11 protein-coding genes are annotated in these 16,912 nt (G+C 73.0%); 2 read left to right on the top strand and 9 right to left on the bottom strand.

Going from position 1 to position 16,912, the window contains the following annotated elements:
- Positions 1-114: 114 nt before the first annotated feature.
- The 3 genes from murJ to APR03_RS12855 all read right to left on the bottom strand — a co-directional run bounded on the left by murJ (position 115) and on the right by APR03_RS12855 (position 4,776).
- Positions 115-1,830: a murein biosynthesis integral membrane protein MurJ gene (murJ, locus tag APR03_RS12865; RefSeq protein ID WP_253836184.1), complete on the bottom strand. Its 1,716-nt coding sequence runs from the start codon at positions 1,828-1,830 to the stop codon at positions 115-117.
- 112 nt (positions 1,831-1,942) lie between these two features.
- Complete coding sequence (locus APR03_RS12860) at positions 1,943-4,147, bottom strand: DUF6049 family protein (RefSeq protein ID WP_253836183.1); 2,205 nt, start codon at positions 4,145-4,147, stop codon at positions 1,943-1,945.
- Positions 4,144-4,776, bottom strand: a complete 633-nt coding sequence (locus APR03_RS12855) for an NUDIX hydrolase (RefSeq protein WP_253836182.1) — start codon at positions 4,774-4,776, stop codon at positions 4,144-4,146. Before APR03_RS12855 ends, APR03_RS12860 begins: the two co-directional genes overlap by 4 nt.
- Before the next feature lie 97 nt (positions 4,777-4,873).
- On the opposite strand from APR03_RS12855, the gene APR03_RS12850 reads away from it, so the two are divergent.
- Positions 4,874-6,316, top strand: a complete 1,443-nt coding sequence (locus APR03_RS12850; RefSeq protein ID WP_308216492.1) for a CCA tRNA nucleotidyltransferase — start codon at positions 4,874-4,876, stop codon at positions 6,314-6,316.
- Positions 6,317-6,333: 17 nt separating this feature from the next.
- Here the strand turns inward: APR03_RS12850 and APR03_RS12845 are convergent, their stop codons facing one another.
- Positions 6,334-7,284: a ribose-phosphate diphosphokinase gene (locus APR03_RS12845; RefSeq protein ID WP_253836181.1), complete on the bottom strand. Its 951-nt coding sequence runs from the start codon at positions 7,282-7,284 to the stop codon at positions 6,334-6,336.
- Positions 7,285-7,345: 61 nt separating this feature from the next.
- On the opposite strand from APR03_RS12845, the gene APR03_RS12840 reads away from it, so the two are divergent.
- Positions 7,346-8,629, top strand: coding sequence for an SMI1/KNR4 family protein (locus APR03_RS12840; protein WP_253836180.1), 1,284 nt, complete (start codon positions 7,346-7,348; stop codon positions 8,627-8,629).
- 130 nt (positions 8,630-8,759) lie between these two features.
- On the opposite strand, the gene APR03_RS12835 is transcribed toward APR03_RS12840, so the two are convergent.
- The 5 genes from APR03_RS12835 to APR03_RS12815 all read right to left on the bottom strand — a co-directional run bounded on the left by APR03_RS12835 (position 8,760) and on the right by APR03_RS12815 (position 16,908).
- Complete coding sequence (locus APR03_RS12835) at positions 8,760-10,301, bottom strand: MDR family MFS transporter (protein WP_253836179.1); 1,542 nt, start codon at positions 10,299-10,301, stop codon at positions 8,760-8,762.
- Between the two features lie 166 nt (positions 10,302-10,467).
- Positions 10,468-11,769, bottom strand: a complete 1,302-nt coding sequence (locus APR03_RS25260; protein WP_253836177.1) for a M23 family metallopeptidase — start codon at positions 11,767-11,769, stop codon at positions 10,468-10,470.
- Positions 11,766-12,404 carry a hypothetical protein gene (locus APR03_RS12825; protein WP_253836175.1) on the bottom strand — a complete coding sequence of 213 codons (639 nt, stop codon included), beginning with the start codon at positions 12,402-12,404 and terminating at the stop codon, positions 11,766-11,768. The genes APR03_RS25260 and APR03_RS12825 overlap by 4 nt, the downstream gene beginning before the upstream one ends.
- Positions 12,401-14,383 (bottom strand): hypothetical protein, encoded by a 1,983-nt coding sequence (locus APR03_RS12820; RefSeq protein ID WP_253836173.1) that lies wholly within the window; start codon positions 14,381-14,383, stop codon positions 12,401-12,403. Before APR03_RS12820 ends, APR03_RS12825 begins: the two co-directional genes overlap by 4 nt.
- Positions 14,380-16,908, bottom strand: coding sequence for an ATP-binding protein (locus tag APR03_RS12815; RefSeq protein ID WP_253836171.1), 2,529 nt, complete (start codon positions 16,906-16,908; stop codon positions 14,380-14,382). The genes APR03_RS12820 and APR03_RS12815 overlap by 4 nt, the downstream gene beginning before the upstream one ends.
- Positions 16,909-16,912: the final 4 nt, after the last annotated feature.

The raw sequence follows: 16,912 nt of genomic DNA, 5'->3' as shown, positions 1-16,912 counted from the left end.
ATCACGCACCGTCGCCATGCTACGCGGAACCGCTGACGGCCCGCGGAAATGTCGCCCGAATGCAACGAAAGCGCAGATCAGCGATCTGCGCTTCCGTGTGCTCCCGGTCGCCGGTCAGCGCCGGAAGCGCGCCAGCACCGGGGCGAGCAGCCCGTCCAGCTCCTTGACCCGCAGCAGCCGGAGCAGCACCACGTAGACGACCACCATCACCAGGCCGCCGAGCGCGCTCACCCAGAGGCCGCTGAGCATCGTGAGCACCCAGCCCCGGCCGAACGAGAGCACGTCGAACCCGCCCACGAGCTGGTAGACGCCCCAGCCGGCCGCGCCGGACACGACGGCGGCCAGCAGCGCCTTCGCGTGCAGGGTCAGGATGCGGCCGCCGTCGAGGCGCCCGTTCAACTTCGTCTTGAGCCCGCGGGTGCGCAGCAGCACGGTGACCCAGTTCGCCAGCGCGTAGCTCGCACCGGCCGCGATCACCCATGTCTCGATCGGCAGCCAGATCTGCGCGGCGACCAGCCCGAGCACGAGCATCGACGTGGACGGCACCGTGATCCAGAAGACCGAGCGGCCGTCCTCGTAGGCGTAGTAGACCCACTTCATGAGGGCCATACCGCCGAGCGGCACCAGACCGAACGACAACGCGACCAGCACGGGGGCGATGAGCGCGGTGCCCTCGCGTCCCGCCGTCGGCACGATGAAGGCCGTGGCGGGAGCCGCCAGGACGGTGAACACGGCCGTGGCGAACACGGTGAAGACGCCGATGGTGCGCAGCCCCAGCGAGAGGTCGCTGCGCACGCGGTCGGTGTCGCCGTCCTGCGCGGCCTTGCTGATACCGGTGAACAGCGCGGTCGCGATGGACACCGTGACGAGCGAGTGGGGGAGCAGGTAGATCAGGAGCGCCTGCGTGTACGAGCCGTTGCCCGCGACGGCCTGGGCGTCCGTGCTGGCCGCACCGGCCGCGGACGCCACCCGGGTCAGGTAGAGGATGCCGGCCTGCTCCAGCACCACGGCGGCGAGCGACCAGACCGCCACCGAGCCCGCGGAGCGCAGCCCGATGCCGCGCAGGCCGAGCCGCAGGTGCCAGCGGAAGCCGGACCGCAGCAGGGGCACGAGCAGCACAAGGGCCTGCGCCACGATGCCGAGCGTCGCCGTGCCGGCCAGCAGCACAGTGCGGGGCGTGGTCCAGGAGTCCAGGTCGTTGATGCCGAGGTCCGGCGCGCCGCCGAACACGAGCAGGAACACGCCGAAACCGATGACCGACACCACGTTGTTGGCCACGGGCGCCCACATGAACGGGCCGAACTGCTCGCGGGCGTTGAGCACCTGGCCGAGCAGCGTGTACAGGCCGTAGAACAAGAGCTGGGGGATGCACCAGTAGGCGAACACGGTGCCAAGCGCCAGCTCCTCCGCGCTGAGGCCGTCGGTGTAGATCATGACCACCCACGCGGACGCGGCGGTGAGCAGCGACGTGATCACGAGGATGCCCAGTGCCGACACCGTGAGCAGCTTGTCGATGCGCTCCTGCGCGTTGTGCGCGCGGAACGCCTTGACGATCTGCGGCACCAGCACGGCGTTGAGCGCACCGCCCGCGAGGATCGCGAACAGCACGTTCGGCAGCTTGTTGGCCACGTCGAACGTGATGGCGACGCTGCCCACCGAACCGATCGCGGCGACCAGCATCATGTTCCGCACCAGGCCGCCCAGGCGGGACGCCGCGGTGCCGGCCGCCATGACGATCGAGTTGCGGCCCAGCCCGCGGGACGGCGGTGCCGCGGCAGGCGTGCCCGCGCCGGGATCGGGTTCCGACGCGGGGTCGGCTGCTGCGGTCACGGTGTTCTCCTGGGTCAAGCGACTACTCCCGTGGTCTGGGCCCTGCCCGGTGGCTGTGCCGACGTGTGCGGCGGCCGAAACACTACTCCCCGCCGAGGCACGCGACGGCCCGTCACGGGGCGCCGGTGGTGGCCGGCGTGCTCTCCTGCGCCTCGACGCCGGAGACGATGGCCTCCTCGACGTCCTCGCGGGTGGCCCGGTTGGGTGAGCGGCCGCGCCGCACGGTGCGCCAGATGCCGGCCAGGAACAGCAGGCCGACCAGGCCCGCCGCGATCCAGGTGCCGACCTCCTCCCAGCCCGCGCGGACGCGCACCTGGAACGTCGAGTCGTCGTTGATCTTCGCGCCCTTGGGTGTCAGCACCTGCGCCGTCACCTCGACGTCGCCCGAGCCGATGGCGCGCACCGGCACCTGGACGTCCAGCTCCTGGCCGGCCGGGACCGTCTCCGTGGTGCGCTCGTCGACCGTGAGCCGCGGGTGGTCCGGGCGCAGCACCACGGTGACCGTCGCGTCGACGTCGAGCGTGTTGCGCACGCGGACGGGGATGTTGCCGACGTCGGTGATGAAGTTGATCTCCCGGCGCGGCACCACCGTGACAGAGCTCCGCGTGATCTCGTTCGTCTCCTGCAGCACCTGCTGCACCACCTGCTCGCGCAGGCCCGGGTCGGTGCGCTGCACGACCGACAGCGGGGCGGCCAGACGCCGCACGCCCGGTCGCCAGATGACCGGGTGCTCCTCGCCCGCCACGGCCGAGAACGTCACGATCGCGTCCCGTGCGTGCTCGAGCGCCTTCACGTCGGCCGCGGGCAGCTCCGCCTTCGCGCGCGCCTGCTTCGGCAGGGCGGTCCGCGGCACGTCCGGCGCGTCCTGGAGGAACAGCGTGTCCAGCGTGGTGGTGGAGACCCAGTCCGCGGCCTCGAGCGTCTCGAGGATCGTCGTCGCGGCGCTCGCGTCGGGCGTCCAGCTCCGGGGGGCGACGATCGACAGCGACGGCGGGTCGAACGGCGCCTGGCTCACGACGGCGGCCGTCTCGGCGAGCAGCCGCTGCGCCCCCTCGACGGCGGTGGACGCCGTCGTCACCGAGGTGGCGCCGGCCGTCTCCTGGGCGGACGCCGCGGACTCCGCGGCCGACAGGTCGGTGGCGGCCAGGAAGGCCTGCGTGAGGGCCTCGTCGGTGACGACCGCGTGCGCGGGGCCCGACGGCGTCCGGACCTCCGCCCGGCCGGTCACCGTGCCCTCGCCCTCGTGGGCGAGCCCGCCGGAACCGACCACCACGTCCGGACGCCCGGCGGCCACCGCGAGGTTGAGCGTCTCGATGTCGGGGACCACACCCTCGGCCGGCAAGGCCAGATCGGTGTGCCACGTGGCCGGGACCTCCCAGACGCCGGCGCGCGGCCCGCGGAGGAAGCTGCGCGGTCCGGTGGACAGCACGCCGGCGTGCGCCAGCGCGGCGATGTCCGGGTCGTGGTCCGGGAGCGTGAAGGTCGCCGTCTTGCCGGCGGCCGCCAGCATCCGCGAGTACCACCCGCGCAGCTCAGGGTCCTCCGACGCCTCTGCCATGCCCATCAGGTTGGGGTCGACGGCGAGCGACACCGCACTCTTCTCCGCGACCTCCAGGACGCCGTCGAGCCGCTGGCCGGACGCCGTCTGCTGGGCCAGCTCGAGCTCGGCTGCGTCGGGGTCCGCGGGGTCGGTCGCCGGACTGGTCACGGCGGCGAGCACGCTGAGCTTGAGCGGCACCCGCTCGGCGCCGTCGGCGTCGTACATGAGGAAGGAACGGGCGATGCCCAGCCGGCCCGTGGCGTCGCCGACGGCGACCGCGAGCCGTCGGGCGCCGAAGCCCTGCGGGGCGTCGATGCCCGGGTCGTACGTGAAGGTGACCGTGGTGGAGTCGCCCGGCTCCAGCCGCGGGACCGGCCGTACGGTCTCCCTGTTGCCGTACACCTGGTCCTGCGGCCCGGCATCGGCCCAGGCGGCGATCTGCGCGCGGGACGTGAGCGCGAGGTGGTCGACCGTGAGCCGGGCCTGGGCACCGTCGAGGACGCGCGTGGTGGTGTTCGTGACCTCGGCGCGGACCGTCACGGTGTCGCCCGGCACGGCGATGGGGTGGGAGATGCCGGTGACGGACACGCCCACCCCGCCGTCGGCTGCTGTCCGGGTCTGGGCGGTGGACGGAAGGTCCGGGCCGGCCGCGGAGGCCGGCAGGATCGCGGACCCGACGAACGCCACGACCGCCAGGAGCGCGGCGCTGACGATGCCGGCACGGCGGGCCGCCCGGCGGTGGGCGGGACTGCTGGGGAAGTCGGGGTGCTGCGTCATGGCAGGTCGGGGCGCTCCGTGGGGAAGGTGTCGGCGCGCAGCGCGTCCCGGAGCTGCCTCGAGGACTCGAGGAGGCCCCGGGCGGCCGCGGCCAGCCGCTGCTCGTTCGGGTACGACAGGCGCTCGGCGAGCTCGTCGATCCTGACCCAGAGGGCGTCCTCGGCTTCGCCGTCCGGATCGTCCTCCACGGTCAGGCGACCGCCCTCCGCGCGCAAGAGGTAATGGTGCACCACCTTGTGCACCCGCCGGTCCTCGCCGGTGAACCAGTAGTCGATGACGCCCAGCTCGGCCTGGATGGAGCCGCGGATGCCGGTCTCCTCGTGGATCTCGCGGATCGCCGCCTCCTGCGGCGTCTCGCGACCCTCGAGGTGCCCCTTCGGCAGGCACCACTCCAGGCGGCCCGTGCGGTTGCGGCGCAGCAGGACGGCCGCGCTGAACTCTCCGTCGCTGCCGGGCTCGGCCCGCAGCACGAGTCCGCCGGCCGAGGTCTCGTCCACGATGGGCAGGTGAGCCGGGGCGGTGGCCGCGGCCCGCCGGGCAGGATTCACCCGCAGCGGCGCCCCGCCGGGCGGCGTGGGCACCTCCGGACGACCGCCGGGACGGCCGCTCGCCGGAACAGGGGTGGACATGCCCCAACACTACCGACTGAGCACCGTTGCTCTGGTCAGGAGACCTTCGTTTCGCGCGGTGAGTGGCGTGGCCCCGGGTCTGGGAGAATCTTGGGCTGTGTCTACCCCTGAGCAGGACCTGTTGCGGCGCGCGCTGGGCGTGCTGACCGAGATGGCGCCCGCCGCGCTCGAGCTGGGCGAGCAGTTCCGCACCGCGGGCCACGAGCTCTCGCTCGTGGGCGGCCCGGTCCGGGACGCCTTCCTCGGCCGCGCCAGCAACGACCTCGACTTCGCCACGTCGGCGACGCCGGACCAGACGCAGCGGCTCCTCGCGCGCTGGGGCGACGCCCACTGGGACATCGGCAAGGAGTTCGGCACGATCGGGGCGCGCCGGGGCGACGTCGTCGTCGAGGTGACGACGTACCGGACGGACAGGTACGACCCCGCGTCCCGCAAGCCGCTCGTGGAGTTCGGCGACACGCTCGACGGCGACCTGTCCCGTCGCGACTTCACCGTGAACGCGATGGCGGTGCGTCTGCCGGACCTGACGTTCGTGGACCCGTTCGACGGGCTGAGCGACCTCGCGGCCGGCGTGCTGCGCACACCGATCGCCCCCGAGCGGTCGTTCGACGACGACCCGCTGCGCATGATGCGGGCCGCGCGGTTCGCCGCGCAGCTCTCGTTTCACGTGGAACCGGGAACGCTCGCCGCGCTCGTCGCGATGGCGGACCGCATCGAGATCGTGTCGGCCGAGCGGGTCCAGGCGGAGCTCACCAAGCTGCTCCTGAGCGACAACCCGCGGGCCGGGCTGGAGGTGCTCGTGGACACCGGTCTCGCGGAGCAGGTGCTGCCCGAGCTGCCCGCCCTGCAGCTCGAGATCGACGAGCACCACCGGCACAAGGACGTCTACCAGCACTCGCTGACCGTGCTGGAGCAGGCCATCGCGCAGGAGACGGGACCCGACGGCGCGGTGCCGGCGCCGGACCTGGTGCTGCGCCTCGCGTCGCTGCTGCACGACATCGGCAAGCCGGCCACCCGCCGCTTCGAGGACGGCGGGGGAGTGAGCTTCCACCACCACGAGGTGGTCGGGGCCAAGCTCGCCGCCAAGCGCCTGCGCGCGCTCAAGTACGAGAAGCAGGTGGTCAAGGACGTCGCGCGGCTCGTCGAGCTGCACCTGCGCTTCCACGGGTACGGCGACGGCGCGTGGACGGACTCGGCCGTGCGGCGGTACGTGACCGACGCCGGCCCCCTGCTCGAGCGCCTGCACCGGCTGACGCGCGCCGACTCGACCACCCGCAACAAGCGCAAGGCCAAGCGCCTGTCCGACGCGTACACCGACCTCGAGAACCGCATCGCCGCGCTGCGCGAGCAGGAGGAGATCGACGCGATCCGGCCCGACCTCGACGGGACGCAGATCATGGCGATCCTCGGGATCGGTCCGTCGCGCGAGGTGGGGGCCGCCTACAAGCACCTGCTGGGTCTGCGGATGGAACGCGGCCCGCTGGGCGAGGAGGCCGCGACCGAGGAGCTGCGGACGTGGTGGGCGGAGCGGCAGGGCTGAGCCATCAGCTCAGACGCTCAGACGTGAGTCGGGTCGAACAGAGCGCTCACCGACTCACCGCTGTGGATGCGCCGCACCGCCTCGGCGAACGCCGGGGCGACGCTGATCACCGTCAGCTTGTCGTGCGAGAGCAGCCCGGCCGTCGGCACCGTGTCGGTGGTGACGATCTCGACCACGTCGGGGTCGGCGGCGATCCGGTGCACGGCGTCGTTCGCGAAGATCCCGTGCGTGCACGCGATCCGCACGCTGCGTGCGCCGTGCTCGCGCAGCAGGTCGAGGACGGCGATGATCGTCGACCCGTTGGCGATCTCGTCGTCCAGAACGATGATGTCGCGGCCGGTGACGTCGCCGATGAGTGACGTGATCTCGACGCGGTCGCCGTCGAAGCGCTCCTTCGCGGCCGCCGCGACGGGCACGCCGAGCATCTTGGCGAACGCCGAGGCGCTCTTCGCGTTGCCGAGGTCGGGGGAGACCACCGTCGCCTTCGACAGGTCGCCGGGCAGGAAGTAGGCCGCGAGCTCGCGCAGCGCGTTGAGCTGGTCGGTCGGCACCCGGAAGAACGCGTGCACCTGCGGCGCGTGCAACGTCATGGTGAGGATGCGGTCGACGCCGGCCGTCTGGAGCAGGTCCGCGACCAGGCGGCCGCCGAGCGAGATGCGCGGCGCGTCCTTCTTGTCCGACCGGGCGTACGCGAAGTGCGGCATGACGGCGGTGATGCGTGCCGCCGAGGCGCCCTTGGCCGCGTCGATCATGAGCAGGAGCTCCATCAGGCTCTCCTGCGCGGGCCGCACCACCGACTGCACCAGGTAGACGTCGCGCTCGCGGCAGTTCTCCAGGAGCTGGACCTGCAGGCAGTCGTTCGCGAACCGCTGGATCGTGATCGGGCTCAACGGGACGTCGAGATCAGCGCACATCGCACGAGCGAAGCGCTGACCTCCGGTACCCGCGAAGACCCGGACCTCGGCCATGGCGCGATTCTACGGAACGCCGGGGCGGCCCGCCTAGGCTGGAGGCGGCATCATGTGGGCCATGACCGTCACCGACTGGCAGACCTGGGCCCCCTTCGCCGACGCGCTGCGCCGGTCGGCGCCGCCCGGAACCCGGACGAGCGAGTTCGTCGGCACCGTGGGCGGGGGCGCGTGGCAGGGCACGTACCTGGACGACGGCGACGCCGCCGCGCGACGCGAGCACCACCGCGCGCTGGCGCTCGAGGCCGCCCGGTCCGGCGGGCCCGGGCCGCGGGCCGAGCTCGAGGACGCGCTGCGGACCGTCGCGGCAGGGCTGCCCGACACGGAGCAGCTCGTCCGCGTGACGGCGACCGCGGACGGCGCGGGCGACGCCGTCGAGCTGATCACCCTCCCGTCCGCCGTCGTGTCCGGTCCGGTCTCGCCGGTGCTGGAGGTGGTGCTGGAGCCGGGCGCGCTCCCGGCGCAGCACCGGGCGACGCTCGCGCCGCGCGCCGACGCCGAGCCCGCACCGTCGTCGGACCCGGAGGCCGTGGCGCGCGTGGTGCGCGAGCGGATGCCGGACGCGGTGGGCGCCACGCCCGACGAGATCGAGGCGGCCCGGGCGCTGCTGCCCGGCGGCGCGAGACTGCCCGACGAGGTGCGCGCCCTCTACTCCGTCGCCGCCTCGGGCGCGCTGAAGCTCGGGGACGACGACCGCTTCGCCGGCTTCGAGATCGTCCCGCTGAGCGGGAGCTCGCTGCGCGAGTCGTTCCTGCCGGCCGCCCGGTTCGGCACCTGGTCGGCGGACGCCGACGTCGTCGCGCCCGAGGACCCGGACGCACGGGTCCAGCAGGCCGTCGGTTCGCCGCTGTGGTTCCCGGTCGGGACCGACGGCGCCGGGAACGTCTACGCCGTGGACCTGGCGCCGGGACCCGCCGGGCACCTGGGGCAGGTCGTCTTCCTCGACCACGAGGAGCGGGCCGGTGCGCGGTACCGGGCGGACAGCCTGGCGGCGCTGCTCGTCGAACGGGTTCCGGCGGGGGCCCCCGCTCGCGCGGCGGAGGCCTCGAGCGCCGCGGACATTGCCGGCCCCACCGGAGACGCGGTCGAGTTCCTCGCCCTCGACCCTGCGGACTGGACGGCGCGTCTCGAGGCCGGCACCGTCCCGGAATCGCTCAAGGCCGCAGGCCTCGTGCCCGACCGGGAGCGTCCGCCGGCGCTGACCGAGGCGATCCGCGCGGCGAACGGGCTGCTGGCGCTCCGCGGCCTGCCGACCATCGAGGTCACCCGCCTGACCCGCCCGGCGGGCGAGGGCCGGCGCGGCGCGCGGCGCAGAGGCATGCTGGCCCGCCTCCTGGGCCGCTAACCGGCGCCCGCCGCTAGCCGGCGCCGTGGAACGACTTCGGTCCCCTGCCCCGAGATCGGTCGTCCGAAGGACCGATCTCGCGACAAGGGACCGAAGTCAGCGGGGCGCGCTGCCCGCGTGCGCCACCAGGTCAGTGGCCGCCGTGGAAGTCACCGTCCGTCTCCGGGCGGCGGATGAGCATCGCCAGGCCGATGGTCAGCGCCATCACGCCCGCCCCGACGCCGAAGGCCAGGCCGGCTCCGCTCGTCATGGCGTCCGCGGCGGACACGCCCGTCTCGACCAGGGCGTCCGAGCGGAGCGTCATGATCGCGATGAACAGTGCGGTGCCCGCCGCGCCGGCGACCTGCTGCACCGTGTTGATCGTGGCCGACCCGTGCGAGTACTGGTGCGGCTTGAGCACGCCGAGCGCCGAGCTGAACAGCGGCGTGAAGACCGCCGAGAGGCCCAGGCTCAGCAGGACGTGCGCACCCAGTACGTAGAACACCGAGGTGCCCGGGTGGAGGAACGCGAGCATGCCGATGCCGACGGTGACCAGCACGGTGCCGGGCACCAGGAGCGGGCGCGGCCCGACCCGGTCGTACCAGCGGCCGACGACCGGGCCCAGCAGACCCATCGCGAGCCCGCCCGGCAGCACGGTCAGCCCGGACTGGAGCGGCGTGAAGCCCATGGCGTCCTGCAGCACCAGCGGCAGCACGATCAGGGTGCCGAACATGGCCAGCATCGAGACGGTCATGATGCCGATGGCCACGCGGAAGTTGCGCTCGAGGAAGGTCCGCAGGTCGAGCAGCGCGGAGTTGGTGCGCTGCCGGGCGATCTGCCGCCAGATGAACAGGCCGAGGAACACCAGCCCCGCGCCCAGCGGCACGAACGGGTTCACGGCGGAGGCACCGGCGTGCGCGCCCTCGCCCAGACCCGAGAGGCCCCACACGAGCCCGCCGAAGGCGACGACCGTGAGCAGCAGCGACAGCGGGTCGAGGTGGTGCGCGTCCTTGTCGGAGACGTCGCGGATCCACAGCACGCCCGCGACCAGCGCGAGCACCGAGATCGGCAGCACGACGCCGAAGACCCCGCGCCAGCCGAGCGGCTCCAGGACGGCGCCCGACAGGGTGGGTCCGAGCGCCGGCGCCGCGGCGATGACCAGGCCCACGTTGCCCATGACCCGGCCGCGCATGTGGGCCGGGACGATCGTCATGATCGTCGTCATGAGCAGCGGCATCATGATCGCCGTGCCGGTGGCCTGCACCACGCGGCCGGTCACGAGGACGCCGAAGCCCGGGGCGATCATGGCGAGCGCCGTGCCCGCGGTGAACAGGGACATCGCCAGCAGGTAGGCACCGCGTGTGCCGAGCCGGTTGATGAGGAACCCCGTGGCGGGGATGACCACGGCCATGGTGAGCATGAAGGCGGTGGTGAGCCACTGCCCGGTGGTCGGGGTGATGCCGAGCTCGTCCATGATGGGCGGCAGGGCCACCGACATGGTGGTCTCGTTGAGGATGACCGTGAACGCGCTCGCCATGAGCAGCGCGATGGCCCGGAAGGCTCCGGGCGGCAGCTTGCCGGCGCGGGGGCGCTCGGCGACCTGCTCCTGCGGAGCGTCGTCGGGGGTGCCCGCGGCCGGGACGGTCGGTGGGTCGCTCAGGTGGTCGGACGTGTCTATGGTGTCGGTGCTCATGGGGTGAATGCCCTCTCGGTACGGTGCGCGCGGGCCGAGATCGAGAGCGACGTTGCACGCGACCTACGTCTGAACGACGCCTGACCATCGTGCGATATTCCCGAGGACGACCGCGAACTGTTTTCTTCGACGTCCGAGGGACGCGGAAATCATCGGTCGCGGTCGGTCAGCGCCCTGCGGCGTCCGCAGGGCCGGCCGGCTCCTCGGCGTCGTCCGGGGCCACCGACTCGGTGACCGGTGCGGCCACGCCGAGCGTCACGCCCTGCTGGGCCATGAACGGTTCCGGGTCCACGGCCTGCCCGTTCATCCGCACCTCGTAGTGCAGGTGGCAGCCCGACGACGTGCCTGCGCCCGCCGGGTCGATGCGGGAGTCACCGCCCATCGAGGCGATCTGCTGCCCGGCCTGCACCACGTCGCCGACCCGGACCAGGTTGGTGCCCGTGAGCAGGTGCCCGTAGGTCGAGTCGAGACCCAGGCCGTGCTCGATGCGGATCGTGTTGCCGGTGCCCCAGCCCGTGGCGCCGGAGATCACGACCCGCCCGGCCGCGGCCGCGAACACCTGGGTGCCGCACGACGCGGCGATGTCCTGGCCCAGGTGGTAGGTCGACGCCCCGGCGATCCCGGTGTTCCGGGGCCCGAACCCGGACGCCTTGGTGCCGACGGCGGGGTTCGCCCAGCCGCCCGCGCTCACGGCGGCCTGGCTGATCGAGCCGGTCATGCACGGTGCCCCGGCCGCGGCGCCCTGGATGGACCGGGACAGCGCCTCGAGGTCCTGCTCGTCGGCGCCGCTGACGAGCTGCATCACCCGCAGCGCCTGGTCCCAGTACTTCTGGTAGTGGTACGGGTCGGCGTTGCGCTGTGCCTTGTGGGCGGCGATGGTCGGTTCCAGCGTCTCCCAGCCCGTGACCGCGAGCAGCCGGTCGTAGAACCGGCCGGACGACTGCACCGGGTCGAGCCGCTCCTCGACCGTGCCGTACCACTTCTGCTCCTGGAACATGCCGATCGACGACGTGAGCGTGCCGTCCGGGTTGCGCACACCGAACCGGTCGTCGCCGTAGGAGAGGTTCCGCAGGCCCGACTCGCCCAGCGCCGTCATGACGGCGATCGCCTGGGCCCGGCCCGGCACGCCACGCTCCTGGCCCACCTGCAGGATCACCGAGGCGTTCCCCAGCTGCTCCGCGGTGAATCCGCCGGCGGACGTGGCCTGGCCCCCGGCCGGCACGACCGACGCCGACATGCTGCAGTCGTTGCCGGAACGGCTCTCGCTCACGGCACCACCCACGAGCACGACCATCGCGACCACCGCCGCCGGCACCGCCAGCACGGCCGCCATCAGCACGGCGAGCACGATCACGGCCCGTCGTGTCGTGGTGTCCCGCCCGGGCCGACCGTCGCGCCGACCACGCCGGGACCCGGCCGCCGTCCGCGCGGCACGCGCCGCCAGCCCCACGGCATCCCGCGTGCTCACGACCCCTCCGGGGGCCTGATCTGCTCGGCGAGCCACGGCGCCGCGCCGTCGGCCCGCGTCAGGAGCACCGTGTACGGGCCGATGTCCGTGGGTACCGCGACCTCAGCCAGCAGCGTCGACGTCTCGTCCGTGACCTCCGGGTCGCCCGTCACCTGCGTGACGGGCACGAGCCGCGGGTCGACGTCCTGGTAGACCGGTCGCGCCTGGGGCGTGAGCAGCGGCTCCAGACCGTCCCACCAGGCGTCCGCGTCCTGGTCGGTGGCCGCGAACGCCGTCATCGTCGCCCGCGCGGCGTCGAGGGCCGCCGTCCGCACCGTGTCGTCCCACGTGGCCTCGACCGGCGTGCTCGGGGCCGTCTCGTCGAACTCCGGCTCGGCCGTGACCTCGACCGCCGGGTCGCCCGCCGCGGGCTCGCCGTCCACCGGCTCGTCCACCGGCCCGGTGACCTGCCCACCCGCGGCGGGCGTGTCGTCCGCCGACGCGTCCGGGCCGCCGAACTCGTCCTGGCCACCCGGCGCGGCCACACCGGCGTCGGGCGCGGAGGGGTCGACCGGACCGCCCTCGCGCGGCCAGCCGATCCAGGTCCCGATCGCGAGCACGACCACGGTGAGCACGACGACGACTGCACGTCTCATGAGCGGCCCAGCCCCCGCATCTGCCGGCGGCCCGGGTTGTGCACGATCGCCGACGGCTGCGGACCGGTCTGCGGCGCGCCACCGGGCTGCCGGGCCGCGTTCAGCGAGGCGGCCAGGCGGGCCGCGCTCTGCGACCGCTCACCCCGCTGCCCGAGGCCACGCACCGCGGCGAGCACCTGCTTGGCCTGACCGGTCCTGCGCACCACCGACAACGCCCGTGACGCACCGACGGCCGCGGCCGACGTACCGCCGCTCGCCACCATCGCGCCCGCCTGGAGCGCCACCGACGTGCCGGCGCGGCCCGCGCTGCCCAACCGGTCGGTGAGGCGCTCACCGGCCGTGGGCGGCAGGTGCGGCGCCGGCTCGTTCGACGGCTTCTCGCCCACGTTCGCGCCCTCGACCGGCTGGTCGGCCCCGCCGGCGGCACGACCGCCGCCGGGCCCGTCCTGCACCGAGCGGGCGGCGGCGGTCCACGCGTTGCCCGGCGCAGCAGCGCCGTCCCGCCCGGTGCCCCCGTCGACCGGGATGGGCTGGGTCGCGTTGTCGTTGCCGGCGCTCGCGGCCTGGCCGGCCGCCGCACCGGCGACCCCGCCCGCGACCGCGCCGCCCGCGACCGACCCGCCGGGCGGTGTCCCGTCCATGGCGGCGGGTCCCGAGTCGACCCGGTCGGTGTCGACGACGCTCTCGTGCGGCTTGACCGGAGCCGGGCCGAGGCCCACGCCGGCCCACTCCTTGGCCTTGGTGTACCGCTCGCGCCACTTCGCCGAGCCGTCCCACGGCATCGCGGCGGGCTCGCCCACCTGCGACGGGACGCCCGCGGCGGCGAGCTTGTCGGCCAGGCCGCGCAGGCCCGCCCGCACGCTCGCGCCCATGAGCACGTAGAACACGGCGCCCGCGATGACCAGCGTGTTGAAGAGGTACAGCCGCACGAGGAACGGCAGGCCGCTCGTGGCGTCGTAGAAGCCGAGCAGCATCTTCATCCACGCGACCAGGAACATCGTCGCCATCGCGACGAGGATGCACCCGAAGCCCACGCTCGCGAACGTGCGGAACAGCTGCGCCCGCGTACCGCTCGAGATGACGCCGACCGGGAGCTGCCACAGCAGCTTGATCGCCGACCACCCCAGCAGCAGGACGGCGAAGATGGTGCCGCCGACAATCACCACGGACAGCAGCAGGAACACGAACCCCGTGGTGAGCAGGCTGAGCGTGGAGACGACGGTGCCGGCGTCGACCGTCGAGGCCGCCTCCTGGTAGGCGTCGTCGCAGCCGCCGATCGCGTCGACCGCGTTCTCGCGGCCCACGGACTCCGTGTAGGTGTCCTCGCAGCCCGTGCCGTCGATGACGGAGCCGTAGTTGATGATCTGGTGGGGTGCGCGCAGCAGGGTGTTCACGAGCTGGCCCTTGAGGCCGTCGCGGATCACCGTGGAGTCGCGCTGGAACGACGCGCCCTCGGTCGCGAATCCGGTGGCGATGTCCATGCCGGCGTTGCGTGACTGCATGATCACGCCCTGGTCGCCGCCGATGGTCGCCATCGGGTTGGCGAGGAAGGTGGTGGCGAGGGCCGCGATCACGCAGCCGATGAGCAGCTCCATGAAACCGCCCGCGTACCGGCCCTTGAGCAGCCAGAACCCCACGACGAACGCCAGGATGATGAGCATCAGGTTGAGCAGGCCGATCTGCGCGATCATGCCCTGGATGATGATGCTCAGACCGGCCAGGGGAGCCAGGATGTAGCCCAGCCAGTCCATGCCGAGCACCCAGTCGAGCACCCAGATCTGGACCGCGACCATGTCCCGGTACCAGACCCAGAACATGCCGGCGAGGGTGGAGAAGATCTCCGAGTCGACGTTCAGCGGGTTCCACGGCGAGCCCGTGTCCCACTGGAGCATGAACCGGTCCACGGCCACGCCGTGCGTGTCCTCCAGGTTCAGCCCGCCCTGCGGATCGGCGGCCTGGAGGGGCGTCAGCCCGATCATGCCCCGATCACCGCGCCCGTGGAGCTCGTCGGCGTCGTCTTGACGGTGACCGCACGCTTCTCGACGAGCGGCGCCATGACCTTGGCCCGGCCGTACCGGGCCTGGAAGTCCCGGATCAGGCACTCGCCGCGTCGCTCCTCGGGCACACCGGACGCGTCGAGCACCGGCGCCGTGCCCTCGGTGACCAGCTTGACCAGGCCCTCGTCGACCGGTGCGTCGACGGGCAGGCCGTGCAGCCAGCGCAGGCCGCGGCGCGCCAGGTTGGCGTCGCGGTGGCGCAGCAGCACCCGGAACGGGATGAGACCGCGCACCACCTCGTTGCCGAAGTCCTCCTCGGCGTCGTGGCTGCCGAGCAGGAGTGCGGCCTTGTGCTTGCGGCCGTCCCGGATGAACGTGCCGATCTCCTCGGCAGCCTCGGGCGACGACATCGTCTTCGACGCCTCGTCGGCGGCAAAGATGTCGAGCCGGGAGCGGTCCGCGAAGCAGCGGTACCGGGCGAGCGCGGCGATGAGCGCGAACGTGGCCCGGCCGAACACCTTCTCGGCCTTGAGCTCGGCGAACAGGTGCCCGTGCTCCATGTCGGCCTTGGAGGGCAGCTGCATCTTGTGCGTGTGCAGCACGATCGCCGGCGAGGTCAGGTCGAGCGGCGGCAGCGAGTCGTCGAACAGCGCCCGGCCGAAGTCGAGCTCGGAGAAGATCCGCATCTCGTCGGCCAGCATCCGGGCGCCCGGGTACTCGCAGTCCTGCTCGAGGTGGCGCGCGAGGGAGCCGAGCGACGTGATCTCGTGCCGCCACATGTACTCCGTCTGGAGCACCTTGGACAGCAGCACGTTCTGCTCCGACTTGGTCTGCACGGAGAGCAGCACGGTGAGGAAGGCGCGGGCCACGCGCGGGGCCTGCGCCGGGGGCAGGATCCGCAGCGGGTCGATCGACACCCGGGCGTCCTCGGAGATCTCGACCACCTGCGATCCCGGGATCTCGGACACGGCGATACCCCACTCACCCATCTCGGTGTGGTCCACCGCCATGAGCGTGGCGCCCATGTCGACGTTGTCCATCGCCACGGTCTTCATGCTGACCGACTTGCCGGAGCCGAGCTCGCCCACGAACCCCATGGCGAGCGCGACGTCGAGCTTGTCGGTGGCTCCCGCGAGGTTCACGAACACGGGGTTGGGCCGGGCCGCCCCGTTCGAGATCTCCAGCGCGAACAGCGAGCCCGACGTGTCGCCCAGCTCGGTGGTCGCGAACGGCACCGCCGCGGAGAACGCCCGTGCCGTCGTGATCTGCGAGTACTCGCGCACGGCACGCGGGGTCGGCATGCCGGGCAGCGTGGCCTCGAAGAGCGTCGGCTGGATCGTGGGGTCGGTGCGCAGCGCGAACTGCATCGCGGCGAAGTACTTGGTCAGGTCGCGGGCGTCGTCCAGCGCCTGCTCCGGGGTGTGGCCCGAGACCGTGAACATCGTGGTGGCGTCGACCTCCACCTCGAGCTCGTCGGCGTCCATGACCGCCTGGTACTCGCCCAGCGCCCGCGCCGTGGTGTCCAGGGACGAGCCGGCGCGCTCCTCCTCTGAGCGCTGGTCGAACTGGTCGTTCAGGGTGCGCACGGCCCGGCGGTTGCGGTTGGTCACCTCGTCGCGGGAGCGCACGGTCATGCGGATCGCCCAGTCGCAGGGCACACCCGACTCGTCGACGCGGCCGATCCACTCGCAGCCCGGGTACACGATGCCGCCCGACGGCGTGTCGCTCACCACGAGCGTCGTCTGGTACGACGCGAGCTCGGGGTTCGCCGGGTCGAGCACCTTCACGTACGGCCGCTTCAGGATCTGCAGCGGGCCCAGCTTCTTCTCCGAGTCGGTCTGCCCGGCGGGGTCCACCAGGGAGGACGGCAGCACCGACGGGCCGGACAGGTGCATCTCGGCGTCGAGCGACCCGTCCACCGGCACGGCGGTGTCGATGCCCAGGCCGCGCTGCATCGCGTGGCCGAACATCCAGGCCATCTCCGCCACGGTCGCCGGCCGCGGGTCGAACGCGCTCGGCATCTCCTTGCGCAGTGCCTCCGCCTGTGCGGCCCGCTCGCCCACGGCGTGCCGGCCCGGCACCGAGCGCGGCATCATCAGCGTGTCCTGCAGCGAGGTCCAGCTCGCGCGCAGCGGCTCCAGGAACGCCTTGGCGCCCGGGTTGGCCAGCGGCGCCGCGATCCAGTGCACGCGCCGGCCGATCGGGATCTGCTCCAGGAAGTCGAGGGTGGCCTCGCACTCCGCGGCCCACGCCTCGCGCTCCGCCAGGTCGACACCCTCGATCATGGCCAGCACCACGGACGCCGGGTCGGTGGCCGCCGTGAGGCCGAGGTGCAGCGACTCGCCGCGCAGCGCGCGGTAGAGCGCGGTGTGGTGCCGCCGGGCGGCGTGCTTCTTGTCGTCCGGCTGGAACGCGTACGGCACGGGGGACACGCGCCAGACCGCCCACACGGTCCCGGTGCGGGTCCACATGAGGCCGTCGGTCAGGGCCGAGATGTGGCTCAGCATGAGG

Source organism: Promicromonospora thailandica (genome assembly GCF_024171955.1).
In the GTDB taxonomy this organism is placed as follows: domain Bacteria; phylum Actinomycetota; class Actinomycetes; order Actinomycetales; family Cellulomonadaceae; genus Promicromonospora; species Promicromonospora thailandica.
This window is presented reverse-complemented; position numbering and strand designations above follow the sequence as displayed.